This is a genomic window from Dysgonomonas sp. 521 (assembly GCF_010501055.1).
Classification (GTDB): Bacteria; Bacteroidota; Bacteroidia; order Bacteroidales; family Dysgonomonadaceae; genus Dysgonomonas.
Genome location: NZ_QVMO01000049.1, coordinates 25,496 through 32,492, shown reverse-complemented (window position 1 = coordinate 32,492; position 6,997 = coordinate 25,496). Strand labels below are relative to the sequence as shown.

Sequence of the window (6,997 nt, the reverse complement as noted above, 5' to 3'; positions counted from 1 at the left end):
GAGGGACAAAGCACTAGCCTTTTGCTTCCTTTTGGGCAATGCCAAAAGGAAGGACAAGCCCGGGAGGGCGCGGCAGCAGGGAGCTACAACTAAAGTATTTAGACTAGGATAGCCTTTATGTAAAAAATAAAAGAACGATTATAATAAACATATTATCAACCACAAATCGATATAACTTAAAAAAATAGAATTGCGAACAGTAAACGTTATACGTTATATTACCCCTTTACGCGAAGGGGGATCTTTGCCGGCGTTGGCTGAGGCTGACGATGGTTTTAAATATGTAGTCAAGTTCAGAGGATCGGGGCACGGCACTAAAATGCTGGTCAGTGAATTGATAGGCGGTGTCATTGCCCACACGCTTGGCTTTCGTATTCCCGAAATGGTGTTTATCAATCTGGATGAGGCCTTTGGACGTACCGAAGGAGATGAGGAGATACAAGACCTTTTGCAGGCCAGCCGTGGACTGAATCTGGGTTTGCATTTCTTATCGGGTGCGTTGACTTTCGATCCGGTAGTTACACAGGTTGATGAGAAAACGGCTTCGCAAATAGTCTGGATGGATGCATTGCTGACAAATGTAGACCGTACGGCAAAAAATACGAATATGCTAATGTGGCACAAGGAGTTGTGGCTGATCGATCATGGGGCATCGCTTTATTTCCATCATTCATGGGTAAACTGGGAAAAATATGCATTGAGCCCTTTCACCCAGATTAAAGATCATGTATTACTGCCTTATGCCTCAGCGTTGAATAGCGTGGATAAGGAATTTAAGAAAATCCTCACACCTGACAAAATAGAAGAAATCGTGAATTTGTTACCCGATGACTGGCTTCATTGGGGTGGGACAGACGAAACGCCCGCTGCTATAAGGCAGGTTTACATCAATTTTTTGAACGAGAGAATAAAGCATTCGGAAATATTTATAAAAGAAGCACAACATGCAAGAGAAACACTTCTATGAGTATGCCGTTATTCGCTTTGTGCCGAAGGTTGAACGCGAAGAATTTATAAATGTAGGTATCATCATGTATTCGAAAAGGGCAAAGTATATAAAAGCCCGTTATACGTTGGATAAAGAAAAACTGCGGTTGTTCTCTTCCGAACTGGATATGGATTCCCTATGCTCCCACCTGAGTGTATTCGACAAAATATGTTCGGGCACGAAGGCCGGAGGGCACATCGCTTCGCTGGATATTCCCGATAGGTACCGTTGGTTGACGGCTGTTCGCAGTACCTCTATACAAACCTCACTTTCCCGTTCCGGATTTTCCGATAATCTGGATGCTACGTTTGATAGACTGTACGAAGAGTTAGTGATGTAAGGATAAATTTATCTTATATATAGATATATCCTTTTTAGAGAAAAAGGTAACAATGAAGAAAAGAATAAAAGTGTCACTTTTTTACAGTACATGACAAAAAATAGAATGCAAACCTATGCTGCCCTTACAGGGCGCATTTTCAGAAGGCTAATTTTACCCAAGGCGACGCTTCGCTTGCCACTGGGCTATAATATGTAGCCCCTTCAGGGCATCCGGAGGAAAAACAGGCTGAAAGCCTAACATATCCTAGCCCAGGGTAACACCCTGGGAAAATAATAGCTAAAGAAACTGCGCCCTGTAAGGGCACCATAGTAAGCTCTTTTAATGTGTATGAAATATTTTGTTATGTACTGTACACTTTTGTCACTTTTTATTGTAGGGTAATTATGGTCATTTTGTTAGTTTGTGCAGTAAGGTCAATGGTATAAAAAGAAAAAGTAACACAACCAAAATAAGTTTATAACTGTCACTTTTGTCACTTTTTGAAATATATCGTTCTGTATCTGTTTCCGGTAACCTATTCGTTAACAATATCATCAAGATACTCTCCTAACGGGTACATAATCTTATATATCCGGGCGGCATACTCTACAAAATCTTCACTTAGCAACTGGTCGATGGAAATAGGTTTGTGCACATAGAAGTGTTTCAGCTTCAGGTATTCTGCCGCAGGATGATCTTTGTCGAAGCCGTTGGGTACACGTTGTAGGGCATCGCTATCCCTGTACAGGTCGCCTATCTCTTTTTTGAATGTCTTGTCGTTGAGTATGTCGTTGAGCGTATCGAAGTCGTTGTATATACCACGTCTGATTTTCTTTAATTGCTCCGCGTCAGACATATAATATCCGAATGAAAGGAATATCTCCTGAGGATCGATATGCATGTAATATCCGGATATACGTTCTGCCGTACGGGGGCGAAAGATAGCCCCAAAGTGGGTCTTATAGGGAGATTTATCCGCAGAGAACCGTACATCCCGATAGATGCGGAAAAGGCATTTCTTGGGTTCCAGCAAGCCTATTGCCGGATCGAATGCCGCTATGGCCTGAATCATTTGAGCAACCAATAGCTCGGCATCGGTACGGGAGCGCTGGTACCATGTTTTATTCTCTGCAAACCATTCGCGGGTATTGTTTTTCTTCAGTTCTTCTAAAAAATTGAGGGTATCTTTTTTTAGCATAGCTTTATTATTGATATTAGAGCCTGTTTAAATTTTAGCGAAAATTTTTATTTCAGGTTCAGGACAATAGTTCTTAGCAATTTTTTTATGCTCTTTTTACCGTATTTTCCCCTTTTTACTCTTGGTTTAGCCCGCTAAACCGGCTAGCAAAAATGATAAAATCCATCTAAAAATAGCTATAAAAAAGATTTGCTATAAAATTCAAACAGACTCTTAGTCGTTAGAACGAACTAAGTTAGTAATTTATTAACAATAGTTTATCTTCGTATTTGTAAATTTTATATATTTGAATGTTGATTATGTGGACAAAACTTGACTGTATAACCTAAACACATCACTATTATGAAAAGAATCAGACTTTATTTATTGTCGTTTTTTGTACTCTGCGGATGGCTCCATGCAAATGGACAAGCGAGTGTACAGGTAGAAATATATCCCAACAAGACAGTGACCCTGAGTTACGAGAAATTCGACATCAACGCATTTCGTGTCAAGGTAGCCAGATCAGGCAGTCTGGACTATGCATATACCGAACCGGACGGGACCCAGAAACGGGTTACCTGCCAACGCCGGGGAGAACCTATCCAGATATACGAGACTCCACCGTTACCGGCCGTACATCGTGTCTTTAGCGAGTATTATCCCAATGGTAACCTGAAGAGTAAAGGGCTGTATCTGCCTAGCCAGTTTGTTATAGGCAAATGGCTGGAATGCGATCAGCAGGGAAATTGCAGCGTGGACAATAAAGAAGCAGGCAGAGAAGCCTTTGGCTACAACGGGGTATTGAATATATTGGAGGATAAAGGCTTTATCGATGCATCGACGGGTGATGGCAACTGGACCTTTGTTGTCTGGTATAATGATAATGCCCGGCAATGGGGTGTCAAACTGCAAAAGGATACGATGTATAAACTGCTGGAGATAGATGCCGATTCAGGCGAAATACTTAATGAGTCGGAATATGAGGTAACTCCAGCGAATACAGCTATACAAGGGGAATATATAGCTCCGGAGTAATCTTCAGGGTATAAAACAATAAAGGCACCCGCAAAAGGTGCCTTTTATATCTGGCTACTCGAAAGATGTATCAATTGATAAAATGGTAGAGGAATATCACGTTTTCTTCCAATGCGCTTTTAGGAGAATCCTTTATTTCCAATACTACTTTTAGTTCAGCTTTGGCAATGCCTCGTAAATTAACAAGGGATTCAAGCTTGACTCTTAGACGAACCTCGCTGTCGGCAACAACCGGTTGATTAAATCTCAATTTCTCAATGCCATAATTGATAAGCATTTTGATATTGTTAACCTCTATTATCTGATCCCATAGGTAGGGAAGTATAGACACCATCAGGTAACCATGCGCTATAGTGCTTTTAAAGGGGCTTTCCTTCTTGGCTTTTTCAACGTCAACATGGATCCACTGATAGTCTAATGTAGCTTCAGCAAACAGGTTTATACGTTCTTGTGTGATTTTTAGATAATCGGAAACGCCGATTTCTTTACCTACATATTGTTCAAAGTCTTGGTACGAATTAATGATAGCTTTACTCATAAAAATAGCGTATTAATACAAATAGAACGTAAAATTATTGATATTAACTGATATGTCCAAATAAATATTAGAGTCTGTTTCTTAGCAATTGGGCTGAGTGAATGGGAAAATTAGACAAAAAGAGACTGAAAATGAACGAAAAGAAACTGTAGCAAAATATTTTGGTAAAAGTTAAACAGGCTCTTAGTTGTTTTATGTAGCAATTTTAAAAGGGTTATAAAAATAAAAATATGTAGATTTGTACAATTTAGTAACTGTTTAAATTTTATTCGTTCAAATTTTTAGAGATGTTTTAGAGATGCTTTTTTCTTCCTCGAAACGATAATAGCGGGCTATTTGAGTTGAGAGAAAGGAAAAAACAGACTAAAACAGACTAAAAATGAACGAAGAAAAAGTATAATAAAATATTCGTATAAAATTTAAACAGTTACTTACATTGCCTGCAAAAACAGAAACAGGGAATTGTATGAAGGAAGAACAATTCAGGTTATAACCGGATATTTTATGCATATATTTATTACAGGAGGTACTGGATTAATCGGTAGTGCATTGATTCGATGTTTATTAGCCCGGAAATATGAAGTCACCGTTTTAAGCCGGGATATTGCTAAAGCAAAACGGAAACTGGGTAATGATGTTACATATTGCAAATCGCTTGACGAACTAAGTTCACTTGACGGGTATGATATAATTATCAATCTGGCCGGAGAACCGATTGCGGGCAAGCGGTGGACTACAGCCCAGAAAGAGTGTTTGTGCGATAGCCGTTGGGATATTACCCGCCGCCTGACTGAGTTAGTCAAACTGAGCAGTACACCTCCATCCGTATTTATTTCGGGTTCGGCTATTGGGTATTACGGAGCTCAGGACGATGATGTGATAAATGAGAATGCTGATCCTCATGAAGAATTTACATATCACTTGTGCAAAAAATGGGAAGCTCTGGCTACAGCCGCAGACAACAGGCATACACGAGTTTGTATACTACGTACGGGGATTGTTTTGTCCAAAGACGGTGGCATGCTGTCCATGCTGACTCTTCCTTTCCGGTTAGGGCTAGGATGTGTGTTGGCCCCGGGAAGCCAGTATATATCGTGGATACATATCCGCGACATGGTTGACGGTATATTATTCCTGATGGATACGCCCGAAGCCAGAGGAGTATTTAACTTCGCTTCTCCCAATCCGGTTACCAACAGGCGTTTCGCCAAAGTCTTGTCCCGTACTTTGTTTCGTCCGTGTATATTCAGGATGCCTGCTTTCGTAATGAAGATCATAATGGGAGAAAGTGCAACCTTGGTAGTGGATGGGCAAAGGGCTATCCCTCAACATCTGCTGGATATGCATTATCGTTTCTCCTTTGAGCACATCGATGAAGCCTTAAACGATGTTCTGATTAAGAAGAGTAGCCAAGGTGCTCCGGGAAAAGATTAATGCCTCATTTTAAATTTACTATCTATATACTTTATTAAGAGCCTGTTTCAATTTTAGCGAAAATTTTTATTACAGGTTCAAGTCAATAGTTCTTAGCAATTTTTTTATGCTCTTTTTACCGTATTTTTGGCTCCGCCGATTTTCAATTTCCTTTTTACTCTTGGTTTAGCCCGCTAAACCTGCTGGCAAAAATGATAAAATCCATCTAAAAATAGCTATAAAAAAGATTTGCTATAAAATTTAAACAGACTCTAACAATGAAACTAATACAAGTTGTTTTTTTAATGATCGTGTCTTCATATTCTATTATCTCTCAGGCTCAAAATGACAAGCCCTTGCGATTGGGCGTAGCCGGTTTGTCGCATGGCCATCTGTGGGAGGTACTGTCCCGTCTGGACAGGGGAGACTTTGAGGTTGTAGGCGTAGCCGAAAAGAATATTCAACTGTGGGATAATAAGCTATTGAAAGCTAAGGTTGCCAATAACCTTTTCTTTCAGGATTTGGATGATATGCTCGATCAGACAAAGCCGGAAGCAGTGATTGTTTATGAGAGCATATATGACCATCTTCGCGTAGTAGAGGCATGCGCTCCCAGAGGAATTCACGTGATGGTAGAGAAGCCGTTGGCTACAACCGTGGAACAGGCACAACGTATAGCCGAATTGGCAAAGAAATACAATATTATGGTGCTTACCAACTACGAGACTACATGGTACCCCGCGAACCATAAGGCTTATGAACTGGTAAACAAAGAGCAGTCCGTTGGAAAAATATCCCGGATAAATGTGTATGACGGGCATAGCGGCCCTGTAGAAATAGGGTGCAGCCCCGAGTTTTTGGGATGGCTGACCGATCCTGTTAAGAATGGTGGGGGCGCGGTTATCGATTTTGGCTGCTACGGAGCAAACCTTAGTACATGGCTGATGGGTGGGCAAAAGCCTGTCAGTGTCTTTGCTACGTTGAAACATCAAAAGCCGGATGTATATCCTAATGTAGACGATGATGCTACTATTGTTCTCGAATATCCTGACGTAACTACTATAATCATGGCTTCATGGAATTGGCCGATGAGCCGCAAGGATATGCATATCTATGGTAATAAAGGATATATATACCAGGATAACGCGACTGATATGCGCATAGGTGCTGGCGAAAAAGAGACTAAGTTTGTAGCGGGAAAGCTGCCTGAACCATATAATGATTCGTTTTACTATCTGAAGGCTGCCGTACGTGGAGATATAAAAGTGAAACCGGCAGACTTGTCGTCACTGGAGAACAACCTGATTGTAGTAGAAATACTGGAAGCTGCTATAAAGAGCAATAATACAGGAGAGGTGATAAGGCTGAAATAGACTGAGCCCTAATAAGTAAGCATAAAAAAAGAGGGTGTCTCAAAAGTATTTTTCATATCTTTTTGTCATGTTGAACGGAGTGAAACATCTCGTATCTGGTAGGTCAAGATTCTTCGTTGCACTCAGAATGACAAAGAGAGTAACAATT

The 6,997-nt window shown here is 40.6% G+C and carries 7 protein-coding genes; 5 read left to right on the top strand and 2 right to left on the bottom strand.

The window, feature by feature from the left end; translation table 11 throughout:
- Positions 1 to 184: 184 nt before the first annotated feature.
- On the top strand, positions 185 to 967 hold the full coding sequence (locus D0T84_RS14065) for a HipA family kinase (RefSeq protein WP_163308510.1): 783 nt from the start codon (positions 185 to 187) through the stop codon (positions 965 to 967).
- Positions 945 to 1,328, top strand: coding sequence for a DUF3037 domain-containing protein (locus D0T84_RS14060; protein WP_163308496.1), 384 nt, complete (start codon positions 945 to 947; stop codon positions 1,326 to 1,328). Before D0T84_RS14065 ends, D0T84_RS14060 begins: the two co-directional genes overlap by 23 nt.
- 517 nt (positions 1,329 to 1,845) lie before the next feature.
- On the opposite strand, the gene D0T84_RS14055 is transcribed toward D0T84_RS14060, so the two are convergent.
- Entirely contained in the window at positions 1,846 to 2,508 is a 663-nt protein-coding gene (locus D0T84_RS14055) for a DUF2461 domain-containing protein (protein WP_163308495.1), read from the bottom strand.
- A gap of 342 nt (positions 2,509 to 2,850) precedes the next feature.
- Here D0T84_RS14055 and D0T84_RS14050 point away from each other — a divergent pair, with 342 nt between their 5' ends.
- Positions 2,851 to 3,525, top strand: a complete 675-nt coding sequence (locus D0T84_RS14050; RefSeq protein WP_163308494.1) for a hypothetical protein — start codon at positions 2,851 to 2,853, stop codon at positions 3,523 to 3,525.
- 70 nt (positions 3,526 to 3,595) lie between these two features.
- Here the strand turns inward: D0T84_RS14050 and D0T84_RS14045 are convergent, their stop codons facing one another.
- Positions 3,596 to 4,063, bottom strand: a complete 468-nt coding sequence (locus D0T84_RS14045) for a MaoC family dehydratase (protein WP_163308493.1) — start codon at positions 4,061 to 4,063, stop codon at positions 3,596 to 3,598.
- 504 nt (positions 4,064 to 4,567) lie between these two features.
- Between D0T84_RS14045 and D0T84_RS14040 the strand changes: the two genes are divergently transcribed.
- Positions 4,568 to 5,497 (top strand): TIGR01777 family oxidoreductase, encoded by a 930-nt coding sequence (locus D0T84_RS14040; RefSeq protein ID WP_163308492.1) that lies wholly within the window; start codon positions 4,568 to 4,570, stop codon positions 5,495 to 5,497.
- A gap of 257 nt (positions 5,498 to 5,754) precedes the next feature.
- Entirely contained in the window at positions 5,755 to 6,849 is a 1,095-nt protein-coding gene (locus D0T84_RS14035; protein ID WP_163308491.1) for a Gfo/Idh/MocA family protein, read from the top strand.
- Positions 6,850 to 6,997: the final 148 nt, after the last annotated feature.